Source organism: Enterococcus gilvus ATCC BAA-350, assembly GCF_000407545.1.
In the GTDB taxonomy this organism is placed as follows: domain Bacteria; phylum Bacillota; class Bacilli; order Lactobacillales; family Enterococcaceae; genus Enterococcus_A; species Enterococcus_A gilvus.
Genome location: NZ_ASWH01000001.1, coordinates 1,749,472 through 1,776,381 on the forward strand (window position 1 = coordinate 1,749,472; position 26,910 = coordinate 1,776,381).

Below are 26,910 nucleotides of genomic sequence, written 5' to 3' on the forward strand. Positions count from 1 at the left end.
AGAAGTTCTTAAAAAGCATCATGTTAGCTTTTTTAACATACCATGTTATGAATATTTCGCTTTTTTTCTATCTCACAATGAACCTACTTGTATTTTATCCTTAAACTAACATATAATAAACAAACGATAAGTAATTAGGAGGATAATTATGAGAAAAACCAAATTAATTCCATTTGTTGTTTTCTTAATGGCAAGTCTATTCACACTTGGCTTTGCCAGCAAGACACATGCTGCGGAAAAAACATATAAAATCGGGACGGATTTAACCTTTGCCCCGTTTGAATTTCAAAACTCAGATGGTGAATACGTGGGGATCGACGTTGATTTACTGAATCAAATTGCGAAAGATCAAAATTTTAAAGTGGATCTGCGTCCATTGGGCTTCGACAGTTCAATCCAAGGAGTACAGTCTGATCAATTGGACGGTATGATTGCCGGAATGAGCATCACAGATGAGCGCAAAAAAACATTTGATTTTTCAGATCCTTATTTCGACAGCGGTATTCAAATGGCTGTTAAAAACGACAACAAAGATATCAAAGGGTACGATGACTTAAAAGGAAAAACAGTTGCTGCGAAAATTGGGACAGAAAGTGCCACATTTTTAAATAACAATAAAGATAAATACGGTTATGAGGTCAAGCAGTACGAAGCCGCAGACGCTATGTATAATGCGTTGACTAACGGGAATGTGGAAGCTATCTTCGATGACTACCCTGTTCTCGGCTATGCTGTAACGAATGGCCAGCCCTTTAAATTAATTGGTGATCCAGAAAAAGGCAGTTCCTACGGTTTCGCCGTTAAAAAAGGTGAAAATAAAGAATTGTTGGAAAAATTCAATAAAGGCTTAAAAGACTTAAAAGCGAATGGCGAGTACGATAAAATCGTCAGCAAATACATCTCTACCGGTTCAGGTGATAAAGCCGCATCTGGTGACATGAAGAAAATCGAACCTAAAAAGGATGTTTATGTTATTGCCAGTGATTCCGCCTTTGCTCCTTTTGAATATAAGGACAGCGATGGTGAATACAAGGGAATCGATGTCGACTTGTTGAAACGTGCCGCAGATCTTCAAGGCTTCAAATTAGATATGAAATTCATTGGCTTCTCTTCTGCGATGCAGGCCTTAGAATCTGGTCAAGCAGATGGTATGATCGCTGGAATGACTATTACGGACGAACGAAAAGCCAATTATGATTTTTCTGACCCCTACTTCCAAAGCGGCATTCAATTAGCCGTTGCGAAAGACGATAACGATATTAAAGCCTACAAAGATCTAAAAGGAAAAACTGTAGGCGCAAAAGTGGGCACTGAGAGTGCTGATTTCTTAGAAGCACATAAAGACGAGTATGGCTACACGATCAAGAGCTTCGATGCCGCTGATCAATTGTATGATGCTTTGAAAGTTGGATCAATCGACGCCATGATGGACGATTATCCAGTAATCGGCTACGCTGTAAAGCAAGGCCAAGCGTTAAAAACACCAATTAAACGTGAAGTCGGCGGAGAATATGGCTTTGCCGTGAAGAAGGGTGAAAATCCTGAACTTCGCGAAATGTTTACTGAAGCATTGAAAGAAATGAAACGTACCGGTGAATACGATGAAATCGTCAATAAATACATCGGCTCCGGTCAGGAAGAAAAGAAAGACGCGGTGGACGAATCCACGATTACCGGATTGTTGAAAAACAATTATAAATCGTTGTTAGAAGGTTTATGGAAAACGATCGTATTAGCATTAGTATCGTTTGCTTTAGCCTTAGTTTTAGGAGTGATCTTTGGGTTGTTCCGTGTATCTCCTGTACGTGGTTTGCGTTTGCTAGCGGGTGTTTATATCGATATTATCCGTGGTATTCCAATGATGGTACTGGCCTTCTTTATTTTCTTCGGCTTACCAGGGATCACAGGAATCAAAATTCCTGACTTCGCAGCCGGGATCATAACCTTAACCTTAAATGCCAGTGCATATATCGCGGAAATCGTACGTGGCGGTATCAACGCCGTTCCGGTCGGTCAAATGGAAGCTTCACGTAGTTTAGGATTGTCGTACAATCGGACAATGCAAAAAATTATTTTACCGCAAGCTGTAAAAATCATGATCCCTTCTTTCATCAATCAGTTTGTTATCAGTTTGAAAGATACGACGATCATTTCAGCAATCGGCGTGGTAGAATTGCTGCAAACCGGTAAGATCATCGTTGCACGTACAACACAAAGCTCTTACGTTTACTTGATCATTGCAATCATGTACTTAATCTTGATCACGATCTTGACTAAGTTAGCGAATCGTTTAGATAAGAAGGTGAAATAGATGGAAAAGAATGCAGGCAATAAAATCGTTGTAAATCATTTAGTTAAAAAATTCGGCGACAACACTGTTTTAAATGACTTAAATATCACTATCAGTGAAGGTGAAGTCGTATGTATCATCGGTCCATCTGGTTCCGGGAAAAGTACCTTTTTACGCTGTATGAACCATTTGGAAGAACCGACATCTGGCGAGATCATCATTGACGGACAAGACCTGACGGACAAACATACAGATATCAACTTGGTGCGTCAGCATATCGGTATGGTATTCCAGCATTTCAACTTGTTCCCTCACCTGACTGTTTTGGAAAACATTACGTTGGCTCCCCTTGATCTAAAGGGTGAATCAAAAGACGCAGCACAAAAACGCGGTGTTGAATTGCTGAAGCAAGTAGGTTTAGCTGAGAAGAAAGATGATTATCCAGATAGCCTTTCGGGTGGTCAAAAGCAACGTGTGGCTATTGCTCGTGCGTTGGCGATGAATCCTGATGTGATGCTGTTTGATGAACCGACTTCCGCTCTTGACCCAGAAATGGTTGGCGATGTTTTGAAGGTTATGAAGGACTTGGCACTGCAAGGTATGACCATGGTCATCGTAACCCATGAAATGGGTTTTGCTAAAGAAGTGGCTGACCGTGTCATCTTTACCGATGGTGGAAAAATCTTAGAAGATGGGACACCAGAACAAGTCTTCAATAATCCCCACAACCCAAGAACACAAGACTTCTTGAACAAAGTTTTGAATATTTAAAAAAGGCCCGTGAAATCATGTTAGATTTCACGGGTTTTTCTAAATGTCATTAGCGCTCTATATACTTCCTCTTTTGTTGCTTGTGATCCGCTGCGAACGATCCCGTCCTCTGGTGAAAATGCAAGATCGGTGATTGTTTTCAGCTCACTCGCGGAGGGAAAAATGGTCAACGCTTCATAGGTGATCGGCAACCCGAACTTTTCGAATAACGCTTGATATTGTGCAAGCTCCTCTTCTCGTCCTTCGATTCGCAATTGCTGCAACGTTGTCAACGCGATGATTTGTCCGTGGCTGCCTTTTATCGCTCTCCCCCACAAACTGACCATCGCATTGTGCAAGGCATGGGCGATACTCAATCCGCCTGATTCAAACCCAATACCGCTTAATAATATATTTGCCTCGACTACTGCTTCAAAGGATTGAGTGATTTCTTGTCTTTTATTGGCCTCTAACGCTGCCTCCCCATGCTCCAACAACACTTCGCGACACTTCTCCGCAATGGCTCCTGCTGCTAAGGTAGGTGCCGCTCCTAAGGTATTCTTCCCATTATTTTCTCGTACTGTTCTTGCTTCAATTGACGTTGACAATCCGTCTGCGATTCCCGCGGCTAAAAAGTGGACCGGACTGTGGATCAAGATCTCCGTATCAACCAGGACCAAATCGGGGCTTTTAGTATAATAGGCATAGTTTTCAAAATATCCCTCTCGATACTCCACCGAAATTCGAGAAGTAGGGGCATCGGTTGCTGCTGAGGTGGGGACAACAATGCAGCGGCTCTTCGTATTAAAAGCCAATGCTTTTCCTAAATCGATCGCTCTTCCGCCACCCAAAGCGATGACATAATCAAAACTCAGAGTCGGCTGTTCCTCTTCTACTAACCAGACAGTGAGTTGTCCCCCTTGCTTTACCAGCTCCTTCATCAGCCCTTCTCCGACCATTTGATAGACAAACGCATCCGTTACTAGTAATCCTCTTTCTCCAAAAGACAAAATATCCTCTATATGGGCCCAAAGAACATTCTTTCCCTGTCGATAAGCCATCGGACTCGCAAAAAATTTTTCCATAGCGGTCTCCTTTTTGATTTATCATAGCAACTTGCTGAAATCGGTGCAAGAAAACTTCCCAGCATGATAAAAAAAGCACGCAGCTTTTTACGCTGCGTGCTTAGTAAGTCTAAATTATTTTTCGATTTCAGTAACGATACCTGAACCAACAGTACGTCCGCCTTCACGAATAGAGAAAGTTGTTCCTTTTTCTACAGCGATTGGGTGGATCAAATCAACGTCGATTGTTACGTTATCGCCAGGCATAACCATTTCAGTGCCTTCTGGCAACATGATATTACCTGTAACGTCCGTCGTACGGAAGTAGAATTGAGGACGGTAGTTGTTGAAGAATGGTGTATGACGTCCGCCTTCTTCTTTCGACAATACATATACTTCTGCGCTGAATTTTGTATGCGGTGTAATTGAACCTGGTTTAGCTAACACTTGACCACGTTCGATTTCATCACGAGTAATCCCACGTAAAAGCACACCAACGTTATCGCCGGCTTCCCCGTAATCCAATGTTTTACGGAACATTTCAAGACCTGTTACGATTGCTTTTTGAACTTCAGGTTTGATCCCGATGATTTCAATTTCATCACCGACTTTGACTTCACCACGGTCGATACGACCAGAAGCTACAGTTCCGCGTCCTGTGATTGAGAACACATCTTCGACTGGTAACAAGAATGGTTTGTCAGTATCACGTTCTGGTGTTGGAATATATTCGTCAACAGTATCCATTAAGTCAAGGATGACTTGTTCTTGTTCAGGATCGCCTTCTAATGTTTTCAAAGCAGAACCTTTAAGAACAGGAATATCGTCGCCTGGGAAACCATATTCTGTAAGCAATTCCCGAACTTCCATCTCTACTAAATCGATCAATTCGTCGTCATCAACCAAGTCTACTTTGTTCAAGAAGACGATCAAGTATTTTACACCTACTTGACGTGATAATAGAATGTGTTCGCGTGTTTGAGGCATAGGGCCATCAGTAGCTGATACTACTAAGATCGCACCGTCCATTTGAGCAGCACCGGTGATCATGTTTTTAACATAGTCCGCGTGTCCTGGAGCGTCGATATGGGCATAGTGGCGTTTTTCAGTTTCGTATTCTACGTGAGCGGTATTGATAGTGATTCCGCGTTCACGTTCTTCGGGTGCAGCATCGATACTAGCGTAGTCTTGAGGGTTTGCGAGACCTTTCTTACCTAATACCGTTGTGATTGCTGCAGTTAATGTTGTTTTACCGTGGTCGACGTGACCAATGGTACCAATATTAACGTGTGGTTTACTTCTATCATAATGTTCTTTTGCCATAATAAACAAACCTCCTAAAAAATTCTTACGGATACAGTGTAAATCATTTTGAATGAAATGAAAAAGATTTACACTTTTACTTTTTGTAAGTAACCATCCGAGAGTATAATACATCAGAATTGGTCAAACTCCAAATGATATGTTTCTCGTCATGAAGAGGACAGGAATAACTCGGTCTTCTCATCGTTTCTGTTGCTAAATACTTTGCTTTAGATGAGAGATTATAGGCTATAATAAAAACCAAAGAGTGTACAGAAAAATGGATTATTGGTTTAATAATAGAGTACATTTACAAAAGAATCCTGATAAGTCACTATGGAGGTAAGAAGTTATGGAAAATTTTCAAGCGTTGTTGGCTCAAATTCCAGATGAAGTAAAGGAAGCTTGGAGTGTTGGTTTTGTGTTTGTTAAGGAGAAGGATCACTATTGGCACTTTCCTGCCAGACAATGGACCGATGATCAAATTAAAGACTATTTTATTGAACGGTTTGATCAAGAGAGCCAGATCATTAGGCACCCAGCATTCGCCTTGAAGCAATTAGTAGTCGATGAACGGCCGGATCTTTTTGTCGTGATTCCTTATACTGCTGGAGAGGAACAATAATCAGATGGCACTTTTAGAGTTACATGATGTCAGTTATCAAGCGGGACAGAATACCATTTTGGATCACCTTTCCTTCAATTTAGAAGAAGGTGCTTTTTGACGATCACTGGTCCCTCTGGAAGTGGCAAGAGCACCCTATTACGCGTGATCGCTTCGTTAGTATCGCCAACGAACGGGGAGCTGCTCTTCAGCGGTAAGCAGCAACGTTCCTATGACTATACTGACTATCGTCAACAAGTTTCTTATTGCTTCCAACAGCCTGCTTTGTTCGGTGATACTGTTGAAGACAATTTAGCTTTCCCTTATTTCGTCCGATCTCTTTTTCCAGATAAGGAGAAGATGGCAACTACCCTCAATTTAGTTGATCTCCCCTCAAACTATATCTCAAAAAAGATCACTGAATTATCTGGCGGTGAACGCCAACGTGTCGCGATGATTCGGAACATTTTATTTTTACCAAAAATTTTATTGCTCGACGAAGTGACGACCGGTTTAGATGAATCGACAAAAGGGATCATCCATCGACTCGTCCAGCAATTGCAGCAACAAGGCTGCTCCATTATGCAGGTGACGCATGATGAATCCGAAATTCAGGCAGCAAAAGAACTGCTGATCCTCCAAGAAGGGAGATTAAAAAAATGAATTCTTTAGCTGTGAATGACCTCTCCTTCGTACTCGCTTTTGCCTTGGTTTTGATTGCTGTCTTTATTAGCTCAAAAGAAAAGCTTCATCTATCTAAAGATATTTTTCTTAGTATTATACGGGCGATCCTTCAGTTGATCCTAGTAGGCTATTTGCTAAAATACATTTTCCAAGTAAACAATGGTTTCTTAACAGTGGCGATGAGCCTGTTTATCGTGTTTAATGCGGCTTGGAATGCGCATAAGAGAAATCCTGGTTCACGTAAGAAATACCGCCATTCTTTTGCCGCTATTTTTATCAGTACCTATGTGACGCTGGGTGTCTTGATTTTTTCTGGAGCGATCAAATTTGTTCCCTCGCAGATTGTGCCTATTACAGGAATGATTGCGAGCAATTCCATGGTAGCGATTGGTCTGTGTTACCGCACGTTGAATACCCAATTCCATGATTTGAGGCAACAAACATTAGAAAAATTAGCTTTAGGCGCTTCAATCAACTTGGCCTCTAAGCCTATTTTGCAGCAAAGTATCAAAACGGCCATGCAGCCGACGATCGATTCTGCTAAAACGGTAGGACTTGTGAGTCTGCCGGGAATGATGTCCGGTTTGATATTTGCGGGCCTTGATCCCGTCCATGCCATCAAATATCAGATCATGGTGACCTTCATGCTGCTCTCTGCTACAAGTTTGGGAGCGATCATTGCCGGGTATTTTGCTTATAAAGATTACTTTAATGACGATTACCAGTTGATTTCCTAAAAATGAACACAAAACGACCTCCAAAAGGGATCTTCTGGAGGTCATTTATCTATACGAGCAAATTGTACAGTGTTTTGTTTTGACTTAACTCGATATAGGTAGAATCAAATTCATTTAATCGCTTCAATAAGCTTGGCAGTGTCTCAGGCTTCTTCAACAACACGCCGATCACTACTGGGCCGGTCCCGCGATTGCTTTTTTTCGTGTATTCAAATCGAGTGATGTCGTCTCCTTCACCCAATACCTCGGACACAAACTCCTTGAGTGCGCCCGGACGTTGCGGAAAATTCACGACAAAGTAATGTTTTAATCCCTGATAAATCAGCGAACGTTCCTCGATCTCTGCCATTCGATTAATGTCGTTGTTTCCACCGCTGATGACACAGATCACTGTTTTTCCTTTGATTTTTTCTTTCATTAAATCCAAAGCAGCAACACTCAACGCACCCGCGGGTTCAACTACAATGGCCTGCTTGCCGTACAGATCAAGAATCGTAGAGCAAATCAATCCCTCATCCACCGACATCAGCTCATCTACATATTCTTTGCTGTGGAGGTACGTTATTTCACCTACACATTGAACGGCTGCACCGTCAACGAATTTGTCAATCTCTGCCAATTTCACTGGTTGCTCTTTTTCAAAAGCTGCCTGCATCGATGCAGCCCCTTTTGGCTCCACACCAATTACTTTTGTCATCGGAGATGTATTTTTCACATACGATGATACGCCGCTGATCAAGCCGCCGCCGCCGATTGCTGCAATGACATAATCTGGTTTATAGCCTTCACTTTCTGCATCGGTCATCATCTCTAAAGCCAGTGTTCCTTGACCGGCAATGATGTTCCTGTCGTTGAAGGGATCAATGAAGGTCATGCCATTTTCTTCGCAATACGCTCTTGCTGCAGAAGCAGAAGCATCAAAGGTATCTCCAACTAAATGAATATCTGCGAATTCGCCACCAAAAAAATTTACTTGCGAGACTTTTTGCTGTGGTGTCGTAGTCGGCATAAAAATCGCGGCTTTCGTTCTTAATTCATGGCATGTATACGCCACTCCCTGTGCATGATTCCCCGCGCTTGCACAAACAACACCCTTTTTTAGTTCCGCTTCTGGAAGTTTTTTTATGGCGTAATAGGCCCCGCGTAATTTAAACGAACGAACTTTTTGCAGATCTTCTCGCTTGAGTAAAACGGTTGCCTGATACTTTTCAGATAAGTAACGATCGTATTGCAATGGTGTATGATTGACCGAATTTTTCAGTAATTGATAAGCACTGCGAACCTCGGTGTCTTTGATCAAATCCATCACTGCACCTCCCACTAATCTTTACGGCTGACAAATGGCATCATTTTTCGTAATTCGCCACCTACTTCTTCAATTTGATGACCCGCACTTTCTTTACGCATCTTCTTAAACTCTGGGAAGCCGTTTTTGTTATCATCAATAAAGCCTTGCGCAAATTTTCCATTTTGGATATCTGTTAGGACTTCCTTCATTCCTGCTTTTGCTTGATCCGTAATAACGCGAGGTCCTGAAACATAATCCCCGTATTCCGCAGTATTGGAGATAGAATTCCGCATTTTTCCAAAGCCGCCTTCATAGATCAAATCAACGATTAGCTTCATTTCGTGACAGACTTCGAAGTATGCCAATTCAGGTTGATAGCCCGCTTCTACTAAGGTTTCAAATCCTGCTTCGATCATACTGGTTAACCCGCCACATAACACGGCTTGTTCACCAAACAGATCGGTTTCAGTTTCTTCTTTAAAGGTTGTTTCCAAGACACCTACTCGTGTCGCACCGATTCCTTTAGCATAAGACAGCGCTAATTCTTGAGCAGTTCCTGTTGCGTCTTGATAAACCGCGAATAAGGCAGGTACGGCAAATCCTTCGGTAAACGTCCGACGAACTAAATGCCCAGGGCCTTTAGGTGCCACTAAGAAGACATCCACGTTTTTCGGCGGATTGATTACATCAAAATGAATATTGAATCCATGGGCGAAAACTAACGCGTCGCCTTCTTCTAAGTTTGGTGCGATTTCATTCTCATAGAGCGCACCTTGGATCTCATCTGGAGCTAAAATCATGACTACTTCGGCTTTTTTAGCTGCGTCAGCTACTGACAATACATCAAACCCATCTTCACGAGCAGCCTCAGCGGATTTTCCTTCTCGCACACCGATCACGACTTGGTGACCCGTGTCACGTAGATTTTGTGCATGAGCGTGTCCTTGTGACCCATAACCCACTACAGCAATTGTTTTTCCTTCTAAAGCATCCTTCGCTACTGCATCATCATAATAAACTTTAACCATCATTTTTCCTCCAATTTATTAAACTATATTAATAGCAAAACAAGAAATTTATTTTGCGTTTAACCTCTGCTAAATCCAGTTACTCCTGTTCGGGCTAACTGCTTGATACCATACGGTCGAAGTACATCGATACAGGCATTGACCTTTTCCGTCGAGCCTGCGACCTGTACGACAATCGTTTTTAATCCTACATCCACGACATCTGCGCGAAACGGATCGATCATCGCTTGAATCTCTGAACGGATCGCAGCCGGCGCACTGACTTTGACCAATGCCAATTCTCTTTCTAAATGAGGCTCATCCGTTACATCAGAGACTTTCACAACATCGATTTGCTTATTTAGCTGCTTCGTTACTTGTTCCACGTCTGCTAAAGTGTCCGCTTGGATAATGATCGTCATGCGCGACTCTCCGTCTCTTTCCGTTCGACCGACAGAGACACTATCCATATTTACCTGTCTGCGGTTTAGCACGCTGGTGATGCGACTCAGTACTCCCGCCTGATCGTGAACCATCGCTGTGATCATTCGTCTCATCTAATCTACCCCCAACATCTGATCATTTGGCATACCCGCCGGAATCATAGGCAATACGTGCTCTTTCGTGCAAATCATCACCTCGATCAGCATAGGGCCAGGTGTCGCAAACGCTGCTTGCAATTCTTTTTCCAACGTATGTGGATCAGTAATTTTTTTACTGCCTATCCCGTAGGCTTCCGCCATCTTCATGAAATCCGGTTGCTCTTGAAAAACAGATTGCGAACGGCGTTCATTAAAGAATTTTTCTTGCCACTGACGAACCATTCCTAGGGATTGGTTGTTCATCAAAATGAATTTAATATCCAAGTTATTTTGATTCAAAATGGCGAATTCCTGATTGGTCATTTGAAAGCCGCCATCTCCGACAAAGACGACCACTGATTCCTCTGGTTTGCCAAATTTCGTCCCAATGCCAGCTGGGATTCCATACCCCATGGTCCCTAACCCGCCACTGGTGATTAATTGTTTTGGAAACTTGAATGGATAAAATTGCGCTACCCACATTTGATGCTGACCTACATCAGTCGCCACATAAGCTTGCCCTTCGGTGATCCGTCCAACAATCTCGATGACTTCTTGCGGCTTGATGACTTTCTCATCCCAGGTGTATTTCAATGGGTATTTTTCTTGCCGTGCCTTACACAGCATCCGCCACTCTTCGCATTCTGGCGCGTCACTCTCTGTCGACAGCATTTGACTTAGCGCGATCTTTGCATCACCGACGATCGGGATATCTGTTTTGATGATCTTTCCGATTTCTACTGGATCAACATCTATATGGGCAATTTTGGCATGAGGCGCGAATGCTTCAGATGAACAGGCCAGACGATCGTCAAACCGGCTGCCAATGTTGATCAGTAAATCGCATTCCATCATAGCCATATTTGCGGCATATGTTCCATGCATGCCGCCCATACCTAGAAAATTAGGATGATCATGCGGCAGTAGGCCTAGCCCTAACAAGGTGCTTACTGTCGGCAGCCGGTATTTTTCTACCAATTGTCGCAATTCGTTGCCGCCATCTGCCGCAACGACACCTCCCCCAACAAGAAGCAGCGGTTTTTTTGCTCGTTTCAATAACGTCATCAGCCGTTCGATTTGTAAAATAGAGGGTGTTGTCGTCGGCTGGTAACTCTCTAAATGAACGACCTTATTAATGGCTGGATTGGCTTTCAATGTCGTAATGTCTTTCGGCAAATCAATCAGCACTGGTCCTTTTCTTCCTGTCGTCGCAATATGAAAGGCTTCATTGATGATCCGGGGAAGCTCTTCAATGTCTCGAACCTGATAATTATTTTTGGTAATGGGAACGGTGATCCCCAACATATCCGCTTCTTGGAAGGCATCCTTTCCAATGCCGGGTGTGGTTACTTGACCTGTAATAACGACCAAAGGAACCGAATCGATCATCGCGTCTGCGATCCCCGTGACTACATTGGTCGCACCAGGTCCGCTGGTTACAATAACTACTCCAGGTTTGCCTGTCGCCTTCGCGTACCCCTCTGCGGCGTGCACGGCACCTTGCTCGTGCCGTGTAAGAATATTCGGAATCGATTCATCATAAAGGGAGTCATACAGCGGTAAAACGGACCCGCCAGGATACCCGAAAATCAATTCGACTCCTTGATTTTCCAAACACTTGATCAATAGATCTGCGCCGCTATACAGCTCTTCCGCGTCTGCTTTTTGCTTCATTTCTTCCATCACGATCCCCCTATTCCTCTGGTAGTTTCATGACTCCGCCAGTGTGCGCGGAAGTCACCATCGCTGAGTAACGAGCCAACCAGCCTTTTTTGACTTTTGGTTGGAATTTTACTAATTGCTCTCTTCGTTTTGCTAATTCTTCTTCTGAAACAGCGACGTTCAATGTACGATCTGTCAAATCAATCGTAATCTCATCTCCATCTTGAACCAGAGCGATGGGTCCGCCGGCTGCTGCCTCTGGTGAAATATGTCCGACAGCGATGCCCCGCGTTGCTCCAGAAAAACGTCCGTCTGTGATCAGCGCAACGTCTTTTCCTAATCCGCGGCCGACGATACTAGATGTTGGTGCCAACATTTCGGGCATTCCCGGACCGCCTTTTGGTCCTTCGTATCGGATAACAACGACATGTCCTTTTGTGACAGTGTGATCATCGATGGCAGCCACTGCTTCATCATGAGAACTAAAGCAGATCGCTGTTCCTTTAAAGACAGTGATACTCGGGTCTACCCCGCCCACTTTGATCACGCTGCCTTCAGGTGCGATATTCCCGTATAAGATCGACAGGCCGCCAACCGCACTATAAGGTGCCGTCTTCGGATGAATCACTTCTTCGTTCTTGATTTTCGCTGAAGCGACATTCTCACGTAACGTTTTGCCGGTAACGGTGATCCTGTCTGAATGGATCGCTCCGTCGATAGAGACCAGTTCGTTGATGATCGCTGGAACCCCGCCGGCTTCATGAACGTCGTGCATCGAATAGCTGGAGGACGGCGCAATTTTTGAAAGATAAGGAACTCTTTTGGCAATCTCATTAATATCAGACTGATCGTAATCAATCTCGGCTTCATTGGCGATAGCTAAGGTATGAAGAACAGTATTCGTTGAACCGCCCATCGCCATATCCAATGCGAAGGCGTCGTCAATCGCTTCTTTCGTGACGATGTCTCTTGGCTTAATCTGTTTCTTCACAAGATTCATCAAGTGCTTGGCAGATTCTCTTACCAGCTCCCGGCGTTCATCTGAAACCGCCAAGATCGTACCATTTCCAGGTAATGCAAGACCCAATATTTCCAATAGACAGTTCATGGAGTTCGCCGTAAACATCCCAGCACAGGAACCACAGGTCGGGCAGGCATTTTGTTCCATGAATAGGAAATCCTCTTTGGTCATTTTACCTTCTTTGAACGTTCCTACCGCTTCAAACATCGAGGATAACGTTGTTTGGTGTCCCAATGGATCGATTCCCGCCTTCATTGGCCCGCCAGAACAAAAGATCGAAGGGACGTCCGTCCGGACAGCGGCCATAATCATTCCCGGCGTAATCTTGTCACAATTCGGAATATAAAACACGCCGTCAAACCAATGAGCATTGATCACTGTCTCTGCTGCATCAGCGATCAATTCGCGACTCGGTAGGGAGTAACGCATCCCAATATGTCCCATCGCGATGCCGTCATCGACACCGATCGTATTGAATTCGAAGGGAATCCCGCCGGCTTCACGAATCGCTTCTTTTGCCACATCTGCCAGTTCGCGCAGGTGAACATGTCCAGGAACGATATCGATGTATGAATTACAAATCGCAATAAACGGTTTATCCATATCGTGAATATTCTTTACTTGGCCAGTCGCATACAATAAGCTTCTAGCCGGTGCTGCATCAATTCCTTTTTTAATCTGATCACTTCTCATAGTCACATCTCCCCTGCCATCAAAAAAAGAGCATCCCATCAATAAAATGGGATGCTCTTGCAAGAATCCCATTTGTAACGCAAACAGGACTCAAACGAACGGTTCATACTCTCCCGCGTTCTAAGTCCTCAACTCAATAATTAATAAGACGATGCCATCGAAATTATTGTATTTACTCTTGCGCATAAAAATCGGCTCCTCGTTTTTCTAATAATATCTTAATCATTTTTTTATACTATACAGTTCATAAGATTAAAAGTCAATGAATTTTCAGAATATTTTCTAATTAAATTGTTTTAGGGTTTTAACCTGGATACTTTTCATTTGTAAAGCCAAACCCATTTAAAGTTTACAAATGAAAAGTCATTGTTCCTTTGACTTTACAAACGAAAAGCCCGACACGAGGTGTCGAGCTTAAGCGGCGAATTGACTATCATAAAGAGCGGCATAAAAATCGCCTTTTTCCATTAAACTGCGATGACTGCCTTGTTCAATGATCGCCCCGTCTTTCATGACTAAAATCAAATCCGCGTTTTTGATGGTCGACAAACGGTGGGCAATGACGAAGCTTGTTCGCTCTGCCGTTAACTGATCCATAGCCTGCTGAATCATCCCTTCTGTCCGTGTATCGACACTTGATGTCGCTTCGTCCAGAATCAGTAATTGCGGATCGGCTAAAATGGCCCGTGCAATCGTCAGCAGCTGTTGCTGTCCTTGGGAAATCTGACTGCCGTCTGAAGAAATGATGGTGTCATACCCGTTAGGCAACGTACGAATAAAATGGTGGCATTGAGCATCTTTCGCCGCCTGGACCACCTCTTGTCTGGTGGCATCAGGATTGCCGTATGCAATATTATTTGCCACAGTTCCTTCAAACAGCCAAGTATCCTGCAGCACCATTCCGAATTTTTGTCGAATGGCCGCTCGTGAAAAATGACTGACGTCTTTTCCATCAACTTCGATCTGACCGCCGGTTAATTCGTAAAAACGCATCAACAAGTTGATCATCGTTGTTTTTCCAGCGCCGGTCGGTCCTACGATAGCGACCATCTGCTTCGGCTTCACTTTGAAATTCACATCTTCCATGAGCAAACGGTCCGAAGAATACCCAAAGGAAACATGCTTGAAGTTTACTTCACCCCGCAGCGTTTCTGGAACAGGAATGTGGATCGCGTCTTCCTTTTCTTCCTCTTGATCTAAAATCTCAAAGATTCGCTCCAGTGCAGCAAATGCACTTTGCAAACTGTTGATCACATAAGAAACCTGCGTGATTGGTTCTGAGACCTGATTGACGTATTGTAAATAGGCCTGGACCAAACCAATCGATAATTGGCCGTTGATCACCATGATACCGCCAACGACCGCACTCGTCACAAAGCCTAGCTGGTTGATCAGCCGAATCAAAGGATTGATCGCGAAGCTGACGAACTGTGCTTTTTTGAAGGCTTGGAATTGCGCTTCGTTCAATGCATCCAAATCTTCCATCGTTTCTTTTTGTCGATTGTAAGACTTGATCAGCAAGTTTCCTGAGTAATCCTCTTCGGCTTTCGTTCCCACCGCTCCTAAAGCAACTTGATTCTCTGAAAAATATTCTTGGTTTTTATGAGCCAGACGGTTTGTCAAAAAGAGACTGATCAGTAGAATGATCACTATCCCCAAGGTAAGCAGCGGGCTTAAATAAATCATCAAGCCTAAACCAATCACGATCGACAGGACAGCGGAGATCATTTGCATCAACCCTACTTGCAGAACCTCAGATACTTTGTCTAAATCAAGTGTCGCTCGTGTCAACACATCCCCCGTTTTATACTGATCAAAGAAATTCATCGGCAAGCGGTTAAGCTTTTCCGTTAACAGCTTTCTCAGTCGCAGTGTTAACGTTTCAGCCACACTTGCCATAGTGTATTCTTGCAGCAATGAAAACAAGGAGACGCCTAGCCATGACAAAAAGAGCAGTGCCACTGGACGGACCAGTGCATTAAATAAGCTCTCGACTGTTACCTGACCTGTTTGGATCAAGGAGATGATCGCATCCAATCCCTGACCTAAAATCAGCGGAGTGATCGCCATCAAAGCCGCGAAAAAAACTGCCGAAGAAACAATTATGACAAATCGACCTTTTTGTTCCATCAAGAGCTTCAACAGACGAATGCTGGTCTTTTTAAGCTCTTTTGGTGTTTCAGTTACCACTTCTTTTTCCTCAACTTGCTTGATGCTCATGCTTTTTCTCCTCCATTCCTTGAGATTTGGCAAATTCTTGATACACGCCGCAGGTTGTCAGCAGCTCTTCATGGGTGCCTTTCCCCACGATTCGTCCTTCTTCTAAAACAATGATCTGATCCGCATCTTTAATCGTTGAAAGACGCTGCGCAACGATCACGATCGCCGCCTCGGACAAATACGTTTTCAAGGCCTTCCGTAATTTCGCGTCTGTTTGATAATCCAGTGCTGAGAAACTATCGTCAAAGAAATAAAGATCTGCTGGCTTGATCAAGGCTCTGGCAATACTCAACCGTTGCTTTTGTCCCCCAGAGAAATTATTCCCCTTTTGAGCGACAAACGCATCATATTGTCCATCTAACTGATGAATAAAGTCTTCTGCCTGAGCAGCTTTTGCAGCCGCCTGCATTTCTTTTTCAGTTGCCTCAGGATTTCCAAAGAGGAAATTGTCCCTGACCGTGCCGCTAAATAAAAATGCTTTCTGCGGGACATAGCTGATTCGATCTCTGAGGGCTTCTTGTGTCACCCCTTGAATCGGTTCATCCAAGAAACGAATCTCACCCTTGGTCGTATCTCGTAGACGTAAAAGGGCTTTTGCAATCGTACTTTTACCTGATCCTGTTCCCCCGACAATCGCCGTCACCCCTTTTGGAATGTCAAACGTGATGTCGGATAAGACGGCTTCTTCCGCACCGCTATACGTGAAATCAACGTGATCGAAAACAGCAATCGGCGTATCCGTTACTCTAGCAAACGAGGTCTTCGGACCATCGACGATTTCTTCTTCTTTATCCAAAACTTCACCGATACGCTCCAAAGAAGCCAACGCCTTCGGGATCATTACGATCACCATCGCTGCCATCGTCAAGAACCATAAGCTCAAGATCGTATACTCACTGATCGCAGTCAGACTGCCGATCGGTACATTTCCTTGAACAACTAATAATCCGCCAAATGCTAAGACAGCAGTCATTCCTAAGCCCATGACTAAGTTCACTGTCGGATTCAAAACAGCAAATAATTTATTGACACGGATCATAACATCAGAATAGTTAAAGAATGTTTTGTCTGTACGTTCTTTTTCAAAATCCGTTTTATTGAATGCGCGAATCACTCGCACACCTGTATAAAATTCTCTTAGAATCTGCATCATCTTGTCCATCCGCTGCTGCATCACATCTGCAAGAGGAACAGCCTTCTTGATAACGATAAACGAAACGATCGAAAATAAAACGATCGATGCGATCGGTATCCAGACAAAGCGCCACGAGATCATTCCTGTCAAAACAATCGACGCCAAGCAGATCAACGGCGCAGGAATAATCATTTGGAAGACCATCATTAAAATTTGTTGAATATTTGTAATGTCACTGGTTGTTCGAGCAAGTAACGTGGGGGTCCCGAATTCATCCATTTCAGCCATGGACAACTGCTGTGTTTTGCTGACTAGCTGCTTCCGCAGAAAATAGCCGAAGCGTCCAGCCAAAATCGCTGAATAATAACTTGCGATAATCGACACGATCCCCGTCAACACAGCGATCCCCAGCATCAATCCGCCATTTCGCCAAATCGCTCCTTGATCTTGCGTTAAAATACCTTCATCAATAATTTCAGCAACATAGTAAGGAATCATAAGTGTTCCAACCGCCTGCACGATCATTAAGATGAAGGTGCCCAAGAACATCGTTTGATACTCTTTGAAAAAGATTTTGAATAGTTTCATCTTTTTTTCCCTCCTTCTCCTATGTTAGAATAAAGTGCAACGTAACGTCACAGTCAAGCAAGAAATGAGGATTTCTATGAAAAAATATTTAACGATCAGTGAACTAGCAAAATACGCAGGCATCAGTCGACGAACGCTGATTTATTACGATCAGATCCATCTTTTCAAACCAGTAAAAATTGGCGAAAATGGGTATCGTTATTACAGCATTGATCAGTATTTTGAATTAGACGTCATTCTCTTATTAAAAAACCTCGATGTTTCATTAGAGGAGATTCATGCCTTTTTGAAGAATCGAAACGTGGATTATGTTTTAGATGGATTCATGCGGCAAAAACAAAAAGTCGACGAACAAATCAACAAGTTAAAGGGCATTCGCGGAACTCTAGACAGCTATATCGAACGGTATACGACGTTAAAAAACTTTGACTTGGAGTCTATCACTTGTTCCTACCGTGAAGCAGAGTCCTTTGTTATTTCTGATACTATTGAAAATTTCGATGATATTGATTCCTTTCAAGTATATGGACGGTTTTATTCCTACGTAGAGAGCAGCGATCTGTTTAGCGGTTACCCCATCGGCTTTTTAGTCGACGGTGCGGCGTTCTACGAAGAGAACTTTCATGATGCGCCGTATCGTGCCCTCGTGAAAATCCCTGAAGACCGAATACACCTATATGATGAACATCGCGTCATCAAACGCCCCGCTGGTGAGTATGTTTCTGGTTTTATCAAAGATGAGATTCATTATATCAATACCTTTAATAATCGTTTTAAAAACTATTTAAAGGAACATCACTTGATTTTAAATGGAGATATCTGGGAATTACTCTGGCAAGATGAAGCCACATCGGAGCATCCTGAGGATCAGGTATTTGAAGTATTGATTCCAGTGACAAAAAAGATTGAATAGAATTTATAGACCAAACAAATGATACGAAATACTGTAAAACAAAACACCTTGACACCCTGTGTTTTAAAATGATAGGATGAAATGAAAACTAACGAAGGGAGAGAGCGCAATGATTAAGACTAACCAAGTAAACAACCTACAAATGATTGATCTAGCTGTGTCGTTTTACTCGAATAGAGGGACTTTTTCAACCGACTCTCTGCTTATTCGTAAATAAAGCGTATTTAGCAAACTGTCAATCATTCGGTTGACAGTTTTTTTGTATGGATTTTAATAAATAATCGACGGAGGTGCTTCCTATGAGTGGAATAAGAAAGGATACCAAGAAGAATAAACTAAACCAGAGGAACAATTCGATTCCTCTATGAGAGGATTAATAGTGAAAATAATAAAAGGAAAATACACCTCTGCTACTGTATACACAGAGGCACTGACAGAAAGTACAAGAGGGCAACTTATGACTCTTTGTAATCAACCCTTTACACAAGACCAAAAGATTCGAGTGATGCCGGACACCCACAGCGGCGCGAGCTGTGTCATTGGAATGACGATGACGGTAACGGATAAAGTAGCTCCTAGCTTGGTGGGGGTCGACATTGGCTGCGGCGTCCATGTGACAAAAATCAAAAAAGGGATCAAACAAAATTTTGATAAACTCGATCGGGTCATTCGAAATCGGATTCCCAGCGGCCATCACTCCCACAGCAAACCCCAATATGCTTTCAATTTGGAGCACGTGCTTGCACCTGTCCATCGGGGTGCTGCATTGCGAAGTATCGGAACATTAGGCGGTGGCAATCATTTTATCGAGGTCAACGAAGGCAAGGACGGGATATATCTGGTCATTCACAGTGGCAGTCGAATTTTAGGAAAAGAAATTGCAGACTATCACCAAGAGATCGCCTATCAAAAGCTCACTGACGCACGCCAAGAGATACACGCACAACTAAAAGCTGCCGGCACTAGTCTAGAGAAGCAATCCCTCGCCGATGTACTGAATGAATTGGAGATTCCTTACGAATTTTCTTTCATTGCAGAAAATGATTTGGCAAACTATTTAGCAGATATGAAGGTCGCGCAACAATACGCTGCCTTCAATCGACAAACCATGGCGCTGACGATTTTAAAAGCAATGAAATGGGAAAAGCAGATCATTGAGAGCTTTGACAGTCCCCATAACTACATTGATACCGATCAGATGATCTTGCGCAAGGGAGCCGCTTCGGCTAGAAAGAATGAAAAAATGATCGTTCCATTAAACATGAAAGACGGCTCCCTCCTTGGGGTCGGCAAAGGCAATCCAGAATGGAATCAGTCTGGTCCTCATGGTGCTGGTCGCATGATGAGCCGGACACAAGCTAGAGCTTCGATCAATCTGGAGAATTACCAGCACATGATGCGGCACGTTTGGACGACTTCTGTGTCAAAAAAGACCTTAGACGAGGCGCCCAAAGCCTATAAATCTAAAAAACAGCTCCTCACGCATTTAGATGAAACAATGGAAATACATGAAGTGATTCGTCCATTGTATAACTTCAAAGGATAATCTCCTCTATAGAAACGGCGTTTTCTCTATTTAAGAGAGAAGCGCCGTTTTTGTGATCATCCTCCCCTTCTGTTCACTCAAGCAGCTTCCAAGATGAAACAGACAAATTTCCTATTCTGGACAACAAAAAAAAGACTCAACATTTCTGCTAAGTCTTTCGCTAGGGCGAACGATGGGAATCGAACCCACGAGTGCCGGAGCCACAATCCGGTGCGTTAACCACTTCGCCACGATCGCCATTACCCTATTTAATTTCAAATAAAAAACTAAGATGAAATAACATCTTAGCTCTTTATACCGGCGGCCGGGGTCGAACCGGCACGCCCGTGAGGGCACTGGATTTTGAGTCCAGCGCGTCTGCCAATTCCGCCACGCCGGCATGTCAATAAATATTCTAGTACTAAGGCGGTAACCGGATTTGAACCGGTGATGAAGGTTTTGCAGACCTCTGCCTTACCACTTGGCTATACCGCCATTATACTATTGTTTTCCCCTTAGAACAAGTATTTTTCAAGAGAGTTTCCTGAAACTTTTCTAAGAAAACTGGGGTAGCTGGATTCGAACCAACGCATGAGGGAGTCAAAGTCCCTTGCCTTACCGCTTGGCTATACCCCAATAATTACAAGGGCGAACGATGGGAATCGAACCCACGAATGCCGGAGCCACAATCCGGTGCGTTAACCACTTCGCCACGATCGCCATATTAATAAAAGAACAGGGGCAGCAGGAATTGAACCCACACTAACGGTTTTGGAGACCGCTGTTCTACCTTTAAACTATGCCCCTGAAACAAATGGAGGAGAGTGGATTCGAACCACTGAACCCTAAGGAACGGATTTACAGTCCGTCGCGTTTAGCCACTTCGCTACTCCTCCATGGTGGCGCGGGACAGAATCGAACTGCCGACACACGGAGCTTCAATCCGTTGCTCTACCAACTGAGCTACCGCGCCATATATAAATAGTTTAAAGTTTTTAATTAAACAAAACGGTCCCGACGGGATTTGAACCCGCGATCTCCTGCGTGACAGGCAGGCATGTTAACCCCTACACCACGGAACCGAATGGGGGTTAACGGGTTCGAACCGCTGACCCTCTGCTTGTAAGGCAGATGCTCTCCCAGCTGAGCTAAACCCCCATGGTATTTAATTAAATGACCCGTACGGGAATCGAACCCGTGTTACCGCCGTGAAAGGGCGGTGTCTTAACCGCTTGACCAACGGGCCAGTAAAAAAGATATTACGGAGAGTAAGGGATTCGAACCCTTGAGACAGGAATACCCGCCTACATGATTTCCAATCATGCTCCTTCGGCCACTCGGACAACTCTCCAAGATAGGAGCACAAAGGCCCAATACTCTTATTTCTCTTATGAGAAACTCCGGCAGTAGGACTCGAACCTACGACATCATGATTAACAGTCATGCGCTACTACCAACTGAGCTATGCCGGAATAACAACGCGTGGCGACGTCCTAATCTCACAAGGGGCAACCCCTCACTACAATCGGCGCTAAGAAGCTTAACTTCTGTGTTCGACATGGGAACAGGTGTATCCTTCCCGCTATCGCCACCACACTATGCTTTATCTGAGTAAACGTCGTTCACTCAAAACTGGATCAGAAACGGTTAAACTACCGTGAATCAATTTTTTTGGTTAAGTCCTCGATCGATTAGTATCAGTCCGCTCCGTACATCACTGCACTTCCACTCCTGACCTATCTACCTGATCATCTCTCAGGGATCTTACTTTCTTAAAGAAATGGGAAATCTCATCTTGAGGTGGGCTTCACACTTAGATGCTTTCAGCGTTTATCCCTTCCCTACATAGCTACCCAGCGATGCCTCTGGCGAGACAACTGGTACACCAGCGGTAAGTCCATCCCGGTCCTCTCGTACTAAGGACAGATCCTCTCAAATTTCCAACGCCCGCGACGGATAGGGACCGAACTGTCTCACGACGTTCTGAACCCAGCTCGCGTGCCGCTTTAATGGGCGAACAGCCCAACCCTTGGGACCGACTACAGCCCCAGGATGCGACGAGCCGACATCGAGGTGCCAAACCTCCCCGTCGATGTGGACTCTTGGGGGAGATAAGCCTGTTATCCCCAGGGTAGCTTTTATCCGTTGAGCGATGGCCCTTCCATGCGGAACCACCGGATCACTAAGCCCGACTTTCGTCCCTGCTCGACTTGTAGGTCTCGCAGTCAAGCTCCCTTGTGCCTTTACACTCTGCGAATGATTTCCAACCATTCTGAGGGAACCTTTGGGCGCCTCCGTTACTCTTTAGGAGGCGACCGCCCCAGTCAAACTGCCCATCTGACACTGTCTCCCACCACGATTAGTGGTGCGGGTTAGAGTGGTCATAACACAGGGGTAGTATCCCACCAGCGCCTCTGTCGAAACTAGCGTCCCGACTTCTACGGCTCCTACCTATCCTGTACATGTGGTACAAACACTCAATATCAAACTGCAGTAAAGCTCCATGGGGTCTTTCCGTCCTGTCGCGGGTAACCTGCATCTTCACAGGTACTAAAATTTCACCGAGTCTCTCGTTGAGACAGTGCCCAAATCGTTACGCCTTTCGTGCGGGTCGGAACTTACCCGACAAGGAATTTCGCTACCTTAGGACCGTTATAGTTACGGCCGCCGTTTACTGGGGCTTCAATTCGTACCTTCGCTTACGCTAAGCACTCCTCTTAACCTTCCAGCACCGGGCAGGCGTCAGCCCCTATACGTCATCTTTCGATTTTGCAGAGACCTGTGTTTTTGATAAACAGTCGCTTGGGCCTATTCACTGCGGCTGATCGTTAGATCAGCACCCCTTCTCCCGAAGTTACGGGGTCATTTTGCCGAGTTCCTTAACGAGAGTTCTCTCGCTCACCTTAGGATTCTCTCCTCGACTACCTGTGTCGGTTTGCGGTACGGGCCATTGTTTTCTTACTAGAAGCTTTTCTCGGCAGTGTGACATCGGGAACTTCGGTACTTATATTTCCCTCCCCATCACAACTTGTCCTTAGAGACGTAAGCATTTGACTCACATCAAGACTTGTTGCTTGGACAGACATTTCCAATCGTCTGATTCCTTAGCCTCCTGCGTCCCTCCATTGCTCAAACAAAAACAACGGGTACAGGAATATCAACCTGTTATCCATCGCCTACGCCTTTCGGCCTCGGCTTAGGTCCCGACTAACCCTGGGCGGACGAGCCTTCCCCAGGAAACCTTAGTCATTCGGTGGACAGGATTCTCACCTGTCTTTCGCTACTCATACCGGCATTCTCACTTCTAAGCGCTCCAGTAGTCCTCACGATCTACCTTCAACGCCCTTAGAACGCTCTCCTACCAACACACCTCATGGTGTGCTCCACAGCTTCGGTAAACTATTTAGCCCCGGTACATTTTCGGCGCAGGGTCACTCGACTAGTGAGCTATTACGCACTCTTTAAATGGTGGCTGCTTCTAAGCCAACATCCTAGTTGTCTGTGCAACCCCACATCCTTTTCCACTTAATAGTTATTTGGGGACCTTAGCTGGTGGTCTGGGCTGTTTCCCTTTCGACTATGGATCTTATCACTCACAGTCTGACTCCCAGAGATGAATGGATGGCATTCGGAGTTTATCTGAATTCGGTAACCCGAGATGGGCCCCTAGTCCAAACAGTGCTCTACCTCCATCATTCTTACTCTGAGGCTAGCCCTAAAGCTATTTCGGAGAGAACCAGCTATCTCCAAGTTCGTTTGGAATTTCTCCGCTACCCACACCTCATCCCCGCACTTTTCAACGTACGTGGGTTCGGTCCTCCAGTGCGTTTTACCGCACCTTCAACCTGGACATGGGTAGATCACATGGTTTCGGGTCTACGACCACTTACTCATTCGCCCTATTCAGACTCGCTTTCGCTGCGGCTCCGTCTTTCCAACTTAACCTCGCAAGTAATCGTAACTCGCCGGTTCATTCTACAAAAGGCACGCTATCACCCATTAACGGGCTCTAACTTGTTGTAGGCACACGGTTTCAGGATCTATTTCACTCCCCTTCCGGGGTGCTTTTCACCTTTCCCTCACGGTACTGGTTCACTATCGGTCACTAGGGAGTATTTAGCCTTGGGAGATGGTCCTCCCGGATTCCGACGGAATTCCTCGTGTTCCGCCGTACTCAGGATCCTCCTAGGTGCCAGTCAAATTTTGTCTACGGGGCTTTTACCCTTTCTAGCAGACCTTTCCAGGTCCTTCGACTATCTCACTGAACTACCATATTGGAGTCCTACAACCCCAAGAGGCAAGCCTCTTGGTTTGGGCTTTTCCCGTTTCGCTCGCCGCTACTCAGGGAATCGATTTTTCTTTCTCTTCCTGCAGGTACTTAGATGTTTCAGTTCTCTGCGTCTACCTCTATTCAGCTATGTATTCACTGAAAAGTAACATCCTATAAAAGATGCTGGGTTTCCCCATTCGGAAATCTCCGGATCAAAGCTTACTTACAGCTCCCCGAAGCATATCGGTGTTAGTCCCGTCCTTCATCGGCTCCTAGTGCCAAGGCATCCACCGTGCGCCCTTATTCACTTAACCTTATCTTGACTTGCGTCAAGGGTCTTACTAATTTCCATGAGCGATCATGTTCCTTAGTAATAAATAAGCAATTGAACTTATTAAAAAACTCATTCAACGCGGTGTTCTCGGTTTGTTTAACATTTTGTTTCTGTATCCAGTTTTCAATGAACGATTTGAGAGTAGACCTCTCAAAACTGAACGAATAAAAGCAAGCCTGTGTAGTTTCCGTAACGTTCATCTAAGATGAACTATTTCCTTAGAAAGGAGGTGATCCAGCCGCACCTTCCGATACGGCTACCTTGTTACGACTTCACCCCAATCATCTATCCCACCTTAGGCGGCTGGCTCCAAAAGGTTACCTCACCGACTTCGGGTGTTACAAACTCTCGTGGTGTGACGGGCGGTGTGTACAAGGCCCGGGAACGTATTCACCGCGGCGTGCTGATCCGCGATTACTAGCGATTCCGGCTTCATGTAGGCGAGTTGCAGCCTACAATCCGAACTGAGAGAAGCTTTAAGAGATTAGCTTAGCCTCGCGACTTCGCGACTCGTTGTACTTCCCATTGTAGCACGTGTGTAGCCCAGGTCATAAGGGGCATGATGATTTGACGTCATCCCCACCTTCCTCCGGTTTGTCACCGGCAGTCTCGCTAGAGTGCCCAACTAAATGATGGCAACTAACAATAAGGGTTGCGCTCGTTGCGGGACTTAACCCAACATCTCACGACACGAGCTGACGACAACCATGCACCACCTGTCACTTTGCCCCCGAAGGGGAAGCTCTATCTCTAGAGTGGTCAAAGGATGTCAAGACCTGGTAAGGTTCTTCGCGTTGCTTCGAATTAAACCACATGCTCCACCGCTTGTGCGGGCCCCCGTCAATTCCTTTGAGTTTCAACCTTGCGGTCGTACTCCCCAGGCGGAGTGCTTAATGCGTTAGCTGCAGCACTGAAGGGCGGAAACCCTCCAACACTTAGCACTCATCGTTTACGGCGTGGACTACCAGGGTATCTAATCCTGTTTGCTCCCCACGCTTTCGAGCCTCAGCGTCAGTTACAGACCAGAGAGCCGCCTTCGCCACTGGTGTTCCTCCATATATCTACGCATTTCACCGCTACACATGGAATTCCACTCTCCTCTTCTGCACTCAAGTTTCCCAGTTTCCAATGACCCTCCCCGGTTGAGCCGGGGGCTTTCACATCAGACTTAAGAAACCGCCTGCGCTCGCTTTACGCCCAATAAATCCGGACAACGCTTGCCACCTACGTATTACCGCGGCTGCTGGCACGTAGTTAGCCGTGGCTTTCTGGTTAGATACCGTCAAGGGATGAACATTTTACTCTCATCCTTGTTCTTCTCTAACAACAGAGTTTTACGATCCGAAAACCTTCTTCACTCACGCGGCGTTGCTCGGTCAGACTTTCGTCCATTGCCGAAGATTCCCTACTGCTGCCTCCCGTAGGAGTTTGGGCCGTGTCTCAGTCCCAATGTGGCCGATCACCCTCTCAGGTCGGCTATGCATCGTTGCCTTGGTGAGCCGTTACCTCACCAACTAGCTAATGCACCGCGGGTCCATCCATCAGTGACGCAAAAGCGCCTTTCAAATAGAAACCATGCGGTTTCTATTGTTATACGGTATTAGCACCTGTTTCCAAGTGTTATCCCCTTCTGATGGGCAGGTTACCCACGTGTTACTCACCCGTTCGCCACTCCTTTTCTTTCGGTGGAGCAAGCTCCGGTGAAAGAAAAAGCGTTCGACTTGCATGTATTAGGCACGCCGCCAGCGTTCGTCCTGAGCCAGGATCAAACTCTCATATAAAGTGTTTGAAACAATCTTGCGATTGTTAAGCTCAATTTAATAATTGACTTGCTAGCATATTGCTTGCTATGTTGTTTGCTTCTATAGAATAGAAGCGCCCTACACATTTGGTTTGTTTTATTCGTTCAGTTTTCAAAGGTCTACGTTGTTTGTCGCTTTGTTTCAGCAACTTTTATATCATATCAGGTTTTTATTTAAAAGTCAACAACTTTTATTTAAAAACTTTTTGATAAAAAAACAAATTTGCTTCGCGTTTCGTTCAAGCGACTTTATAAAAATACCACAAGATTTCCCATCCGTCAACAATTATTTCTAACTTTTTTCGAGATGTTTTTATCTCTTGGGAACATTTAATAATATAGCAATCTTCAACCATTAATGCAACTATTTTTTGTGATTTTTTTCAATCTTTTTTATTTTTCGAACGTTCATTTGAAACTCCAAAATAACGTTCGATTTTA

Annotated in this window: 15 protein-coding genes, 13 tRNA genes, 3 rRNA genes and 1 pseudogene; 7 read left to right on the plus strand and 25 right to left on the minus strand. The window is 44.7% G+C overall.

Translation table 11 applies throughout. The features are described from left to right. Positions 1 to 148: 148 nt before the first annotated feature. Complete coding sequence (locus I592_RS08550) at positions 149 to 2,311, plus strand: amino acid ABC transporter substrate-binding protein/permease (RefSeq protein ID WP_010780599.1); 2,163 nt, start codon at positions 149 to 151, stop codon at positions 2,309 to 2,311. Next, positions 2,312 to 3,061 carry an amino acid ABC transporter ATP-binding protein gene (locus tag I592_RS08555; protein WP_010780598.1) on the plus strand — a complete coding sequence of 250 codons (750 nt, stop codon included), beginning with the start codon at positions 2,312 to 2,314 and terminating at the stop codon, positions 3,059 to 3,061. Positions 3,062 to 3,081: 20 nt separating this feature from the next. On the opposite strand, the gene I592_RS08560 is transcribed toward I592_RS08555, so the two are convergent. Together I592_RS08560 and tuf are read right to left on the minus strand one after the other, a co-directional pair. Then, positions 3,082 to 4,125: a glycerol dehydrogenase gene (locus I592_RS08560; protein ID WP_010780597.1), complete on the minus strand. Its 1,044-nt coding sequence runs from the start codon at positions 4,123 to 4,125 to the stop codon at positions 3,082 to 3,084. 114 nt (positions 4,126 to 4,239) lie between these two features. After that, complete coding sequence (gene tuf, locus I592_RS08565) at positions 4,240 to 5,427, minus strand: elongation factor Tu (RefSeq protein WP_010780596.1); 1,188 nt, start codon at positions 5,425 to 5,427, stop codon at positions 4,240 to 4,242. A gap of 331 nt (positions 5,428 to 5,758) precedes the next feature. On the opposite strand from tuf, the gene I592_RS08570 reads away from it, so the two are divergent. The 3 genes and pseudogenes from I592_RS08570 to I592_RS08580 all read left to right on the plus strand — a co-directional run bounded on the left by I592_RS08570 (position 5,759) and on the right by I592_RS08580 (position 7,431). Then, a complete protein-coding gene (locus I592_RS08570) occupies positions 5,759 to 6,031 on the plus strand; it encodes a hypothetical protein (protein WP_010780595.1) in 273 nt (90 codons plus the stop codon). Between the two features lie 4 nt (positions 6,032 to 6,035). Continuing rightward, positions 6,036 to 6,673 (plus strand): annotated as a pseudogene (locus I592_RS08575) (ABC transporter ATP-binding protein). Further along, on the plus strand, positions 6,670 to 7,431 hold the full coding sequence (locus tag I592_RS08580; RefSeq protein WP_010780592.1) for an ABC transporter permease: 762 nt from the start codon (positions 6,670 to 6,672) through the stop codon (positions 7,429 to 7,431). The pseudogene I592_RS08575 and the gene I592_RS08580 overlap by 4 nt, the downstream one beginning before the upstream one ends. Positions 7,432 to 7,480: 49 nt before the next feature. Here I592_RS08580 and ilvA read toward each other — a convergent pair whose 3' ends face one another. The 7 genes from ilvA to I592_RS08615 all read right to left on the minus strand — a co-directional run bounded on the left by ilvA (position 7,481) and on the right by I592_RS08615 (position 17,626). Continuing rightward, positions 7,481 to 8,737, minus strand: coding sequence for a threonine ammonia-lyase IlvA (gene ilvA, locus I592_RS08585; protein WP_010780591.1), 1,257 nt, complete (start codon positions 8,735 to 8,737; stop codon positions 7,481 to 7,483). A gap of 14 nt (positions 8,738 to 8,751) precedes the next feature. Then, the gene (gene ilvC / locus I592_RS08590; protein ID WP_010780590.1) at positions 8,752 to 9,747 is read right to left on the minus strand and encodes a ketol-acid reductoisomerase; all 996 of its coding nucleotides are present in this window, start codon (positions 9,745 to 9,747) and stop codon (positions 8,752 to 8,754) included. Between the two features lie 59 nt (positions 9,748 to 9,806). Beyond that, the gene (gene ilvN, locus I592_RS08595; RefSeq protein ID WP_010780589.1) at positions 9,807 to 10,283 is read right to left on the minus strand and encodes an acetolactate synthase small subunit; all 477 of its coding nucleotides are present in this window, start codon (positions 10,281 to 10,283) and stop codon (positions 9,807 to 9,809) included. Continuing rightward, positions 10,284 to 11,990 (minus strand): biosynthetic-type acetolactate synthase large subunit, encoded by a 1,707-nt coding sequence (gene ilvB / locus I592_RS08600; RefSeq protein WP_010780588.1) that lies wholly within the window; start codon positions 11,988 to 11,990, stop codon positions 10,284 to 10,286. Positions 11,991 to 12,000: 10 nt separating this feature from the next. After that, a complete protein-coding gene (gene ilvD / locus I592_RS08605; RefSeq protein WP_010780587.1) occupies positions 12,001 to 13,683 on the minus strand; it encodes a dihydroxy-acid dehydratase in 1,683 nt (560 codons plus the stop codon). A 414-nt stretch (positions 13,684 to 14,097) separates the two neighbouring features. Continuing rightward, complete coding sequence (locus I592_RS08610; RefSeq protein ID WP_010780586.1) at positions 14,098 to 15,903, minus strand: ABC transporter ATP-binding protein; 1,806 nt, start codon at positions 15,901 to 15,903, stop codon at positions 14,098 to 14,100. Next, the gene (locus tag I592_RS08615; protein ID WP_010780585.1) at positions 15,884 to 17,626 is read right to left on the minus strand and encodes an ABC transporter ATP-binding protein; all 1,743 of its coding nucleotides are present in this window, start codon (positions 17,624 to 17,626) and stop codon (positions 15,884 to 15,886) included. The genes I592_RS08610 and I592_RS08615 overlap by 20 nt, the downstream gene beginning before the upstream one ends. A 76-nt stretch (positions 17,627 to 17,702) precedes the next feature. On the opposite strand from I592_RS08615, the gene I592_RS08620 reads away from it, so the two are divergent. Both I592_RS08620 and I592_RS08625 read left to right on the plus strand, forming a co-directional pair. Then, positions 17,703 to 18,539 (plus strand): MerR family transcriptional regulator, encoded by an 837-nt coding sequence (locus I592_RS08620; RefSeq protein ID WP_010780584.1) that lies wholly within the window; start codon positions 17,703 to 17,705, stop codon positions 18,537 to 18,539. 379 nt (positions 18,540 to 18,918) lie between these two features. Beyond that, on the plus strand, positions 18,919 to 20,085 hold the full coding sequence (locus I592_RS08625; RefSeq protein WP_010780583.1) for an RtcB family protein: 1,167 nt from the start codon (positions 18,919 to 18,921) through the stop codon (positions 20,083 to 20,085). Positions 20,086 to 20,249: 164 nt separating this feature from the next. Here I592_RS08625 and I592_RS08630 read toward each other — a convergent pair. From I592_RS08630 to I592_RS08705, 16 genes are all read right to left on the minus strand, one after another. Continuing rightward, a tRNA-His gene (locus I592_RS08630) sits at positions 20,250 to 20,322 on the minus strand. A gap of 58 nt (positions 20,323 to 20,380) precedes the next feature. Next, a tRNA-Leu gene (locus I592_RS08635) sits at positions 20,381 to 20,464 on the minus strand. 24 nt (positions 20,465 to 20,488) lie between these two features. Further along, a tRNA-Cys gene (locus I592_RS08640) sits at positions 20,489 to 20,559 on the minus strand. Positions 20,560 to 20,628: 69 nt separating this feature from the next. Then, a tRNA-Gln gene (locus I592_RS08645) sits at positions 20,629 to 20,700 on the minus strand. 11 nt (positions 20,701 to 20,711) lie between these two features. Continuing rightward, a tRNA-His gene (locus I592_RS08650) sits at positions 20,712 to 20,784 on the minus strand. A gap of 16 nt (positions 20,785 to 20,800) precedes the next feature. Next, positions 20,801 to 20,871 (minus strand) — tRNA-Trp (locus tag I592_RS08655). A gap of 8 nt (positions 20,872 to 20,879) precedes the next feature. Continuing rightward, positions 20,880 to 20,960 (minus strand) — tRNA-Tyr (locus tag I592_RS08660). Position 20,961: 1 nt separating this feature from the next. Next, a tRNA-Phe gene (locus I592_RS08665) sits at positions 20,962 to 21,037 on the minus strand. Between the two features lie 36 nt (positions 21,038 to 21,073). After that, a tRNA-Asp gene (locus I592_RS08670) sits at positions 21,074 to 21,146 on the minus strand. 3 nt (positions 21,147 to 21,149) lie between these two features. Next, positions 21,150 to 21,222 (minus strand) — tRNA-Val (locus I592_RS08675). 16 nt (positions 21,223 to 21,238) lie between these two features. Next, positions 21,239 to 21,310 (minus strand) — tRNA-Glu (locus I592_RS08680). Positions 21,311 to 21,326: 16 nt separating this feature from the next. Continuing rightward, positions 21,327 to 21,415 (minus strand) — tRNA-Ser (locus tag I592_RS08685). A 47-nt stretch (positions 21,416 to 21,462) separates the two neighbouring features. Then, positions 21,463 to 21,536, minus strand: a tRNA-Asn gene (locus I592_RS08690). 8 nt (positions 21,537 to 21,544) lie between these two features. Continuing rightward, a 5S ribosomal RNA gene (rrf, locus tag I592_RS08695) occupies positions 21,545 to 21,660 on the minus strand. A 75-nt stretch (positions 21,661 to 21,735) separates the two neighbouring features. Then, positions 21,736 to 24,648: ribosomal RNA gene (locus tag I592_RS08700) — 23S ribosomal RNA — on the minus strand. Between the two features lie 242 nt (positions 24,649 to 24,890). Continuing rightward, a 16S ribosomal RNA gene (locus I592_RS08705) occupies positions 24,891 to 26,449 on the minus strand. Together the 16S, 23S and 5S rRNA genes with 13 tRNA genes alongside form the textbook arrangement of a ribosomal RNA operon. Positions 26,450 to 26,910: the final 461 nt, after the last annotated feature.

Coding starts and splice junctions, on each gene's coding strand:
- I592_RS08620 (WP_010780584.1), top strand. CDS start 17,703: ATGAAAAAATATTTAACGATCAGTGAACTAGCAAAATACGCAGGCATC.
- I592_RS08610 (WP_010780586.1), bottom strand. CDS start 15,903: ATGAGCATCAAGCAAGTTGAGGAAAAAGAAGTGGTAACTGAAACACCA.
- I592_RS08580 (WP_010780592.1), top strand. CDS start 6,670: ATGAATTCTTTAGCTGTGAATGACCTCTCCTTCGTACTCGCTTTTGCC.
- tuf (WP_010780596.1), bottom strand. CDS start 5,427: ATGGCAAAAGAACATTATGATAGAAGTAAACCACACGTTAATATTGGT.
- I592_RS08555 (WP_010780598.1), top strand. CDS start 2,312: ATGGAAAAGAATGCAGGCAATAAAATCGTTGTAAATCATTTAGTTAAA.
- ilvB (WP_010780588.1), bottom strand. CDS start 11,990: ATGGAAGAAATGAAGCAAAAAGCAGACGCGGAAGAGCTGTATAGCGGC.
- I592_RS08570 (WP_010780595.1), top strand. CDS start 5,759: ATGGAAAATTTTCAAGCGTTGTTGGCTCAAATTCCAGATGAAGTAAAG.
- ilvC (WP_010780590.1), bottom strand. CDS start 9,747: ATGGTTAAAGTTTATTATGATGATGCAGTAGCGAAGGATGCTTTAGAA.
- I592_RS08615 (WP_010780585.1), bottom strand. CDS start 17,626: ATGAAACTATTCAAAATCTTTTTCAAAGAGTATCAAACGATGTTCTTG.
- ilvA (WP_010780591.1), bottom strand. CDS start 8,737: ATGGATTTGATCAAAGACACCGAGGTTCGCAGTGCTTATCAATTACTG.
- I592_RS08550 (WP_010780599.1), top strand. CDS start 149: ATGAGAAAAACCAAATTAATTCCATTTGTTGTTTTCTTAATGGCAAGT.
- I592_RS08560 (WP_010780597.1), bottom strand. CDS start 4,125: ATGGAAAAATTTTTTGCGAGTCCGATGGCTTATCGACAGGGAAAGAAT.
- ilvD (WP_010780587.1), bottom strand. CDS start 13,683: ATGAGAAGTGATCAGATTAAAAAAGGAATTGATGCAGCACCGGCTAGA.
- ilvN (WP_010780589.1), bottom strand. CDS start 10,283: ATGAGACGAATGATCACAGCGATGGTTCACGATCAGGCGGGAGTACTG.